Genomic DNA, 2160 nt, shown 5'->3' on the forward strand with positions numbered 1-2160 from the left:
GTTGCGGGCCTTGCGGAGGCTGAACAGCTGTTCTGGGAAGGGCATGGCGCGCCATTGGGTGCTGGATTGTGTCTGGCGCATTGTACCCGCCCTCCGTGGGGTTGCTGGTTGCGACATAGCAAATATGGTGTTATTGGACAAGCTATATCGCATCTTGACAGGGTTTAGAGGCTCCCATGGCACGTATCCCGGAGGCGGAGCTTGAGCGGCTGAAGCGTGAGGTGTCGCTGGTGCGCCTGGTGGAGACGGCCGGGGTGGCGCTGCGTCGGCAGGGCAAGGACCTGGCGGCGCGGTGCCCGTTCCATGAGGAGGCGACGGCGTCGCTGGTGGTGAGCCCGGAGAAGAACCTGTTCCACTGCTTCGGCTGCGGTGCGGCGGGCGGGCCGATCGACGGGTGATGCGGCGCCAGGGGGTGAGCTTCCGGCACGCGGTGGAGTTGCTGCGGGAGGGCCTTCCCTTAGCCGCGCCTGGGGCCGCCTCTGGGGAATCGTCGCCGCCCACGCCGGTGGGCCGGTTGCCGTCGCCGGTGAGCCTGGAGGCGGATGACCAAGCGCTGCTGGACCAGGTGGTGGATTACTACCACCAGACGCTGAAGCAGTCGCCGGAGGCCCTGGCCTACCTGGCGGAGCGGGGCCTGGTAGGCGACGAACTGATCGAGCGGTTCAAGCTGGGCTACGCCAACCGGACCCTGGGCCTGCGGCTGCCGGAGAAAACCCGCAAGGCGGGGGCGGAGGTGCGGTCGCGTCTGACGCGGATCGGGCTGTACCGGGAGAGCGGTCACGAGCACTTCAACGGGTCGCTGATCGTGCCGGTGCTGGACGCGGGCGGGTCGGTGACGGAGGTGTACGGGCGGAAGATCCTGGACAACCTGCGGGCGGGGACGCCCAAGCACCTGTACCTGCCGGGCCCGCATCGCGGGGTGTGGAACCTGGACGGCATCGCCGGGTCGGGGGGCGAGGTGATCCTGACGGAGGCGCTGATCGACGCGCTGACGTTCTGGTCGCACGGCTACCGCAACGTGACGGCGTGCTACGGGGTGGGCGGGTTCACGGCGGACCACCTGGCGGTGTTGCGGGAGCACGGGGTGCGTCGGGTGCTGATCGCCTTCGACCGGGACGCGGCCGGGGACCGGGGGGCGGCGGAGCTGGCCCAGCGGCTGATGGCCGAGGGATTCGACTGCTACCGCATCGAGTTCCCGCAGGACCTGGACGCGAACGCCTACGCGCTCAGGGTGCGGCCGGCGGACGCGGCCTTGGGCACGCTGATCCGCAAGGCGGCCTGGCTGGGCCAGGGCAAGGCGCCGCCGGTGACCAGCGCGCCGCGCGACGGGCTGGCGGCGGCGCTGGAGGCCCCCCCGTTTTAGCCGCTAAAATGGAGACGGCCCCCGTGGCGCCCCAGTCCCCGCCCATCGGCCCCCCGGCCATCCCGGCGCCGCGGCTGGCGTCGCCCCTGCCGGCGGGGCCGGCGGAGGACGCGGTGGAGGTGGTGGGGGAGCATGAGGTGGCGGTGGTCCTGGGGGACCGGCGGTACCGGGTGCGGGGCTGGAAGAAACCCCTGAACCCGGAGGCGCTGAAGGTGAACCTGCTGGTGCACCGGGTGGGGGCCGATGGGACGGGCAACGACGGCCGCTTCCACGTGGACACGCTGGACCTGTACAGCGCGAAGGCGCGGGCGGCGTTCGTGAAGCAGGCGGGTCTTGAGCTTGGGGAGGCTGAGGAGACCTTGCGCCAGGACCTGGGGCGGGTGCTGCTGAGGCTGGAGGGCTTGCAGGAGGCGGAGATCGCGGCGGCCCTGGCGCGGAAGGCGGAGCGTCCGGCGCTGGGCGATCGGGAGCGGGAGGAGGCCCTGGCGCTGCTGCGGGACCCCCGGCTGGTGGAACGCATCCTGGCGGACTTCGCGGCCTGCGGTGTGGTGGGGGAGGAGACGAACACGCTGGTGGGCTACCTGGCGGGGGTGTCGCGTCTGCTGGACCGGCCGCTGGCGGTGATCATCCAAAGCGCGTCGGCGGCGGGGAAGTCGTCGCTGATGGACGCGGTGCTGGCGCTGATGCCGGCGGAGGCGCAGGTGCGGTACAGCGCGATGACGGGGCAGTCGCTGTTCTACATGGGTGAGACGAACCTGAAGCACCGCATCCTGGCGATCGCGGAGGAGGAAGGGGCG

The 2160-nt window shown here is 71.2% G+C and carries 3 protein-coding genes; all 3 read left to right on the top strand.

All coding sequences use genetic code 11. The features are described from left to right. The first annotated feature begins 176 nt into the window (after positions 1-176). Entirely contained in the window at positions 177-398 is a 222-nt protein-coding gene (locus FBZ89_RS30545) for a CHC2 zinc finger domain-containing protein (protein ID WP_145754870.1), read from the top strand. A 14-nt stretch (positions 399-412) separates the two neighbouring features. Beyond that, entirely contained in the window at positions 413-1363 is a 951-nt protein-coding gene (locus tag FBZ89_RS30550; RefSeq protein ID WP_186457679.1) for a toprim domain-containing protein, read from the top strand. 23 nt (positions 1364-1386) lie between these two features. After that, positions 1387-2160: P-loop NTPase family protein (locus FBZ89_RS30555; protein ID WP_211115434.1), on the top strand; the 774-nt coding region annotated here is incomplete at its 3' end.

The sequence above is a fragment of the Nitrospirillum amazonense genome, assembly GCF_007828045.1.
GTDB classification, from domain to species: Bacteria; Pseudomonadota; Alphaproteobacteria; order Azospirillales; family Azospirillaceae; genus Nitrospirillum; species Nitrospirillum amazonense_C.

Bases quoted from the DNA above. Each gene is read 5' to 3' on its own strand.
- FBZ89_RS30545 (WP_145754870.1), top strand. From the start codon at position 177: ATGGCACGTATCCCGGAGGCGGAGCTTGAGCGGCTGAAGCGTGAGGTG.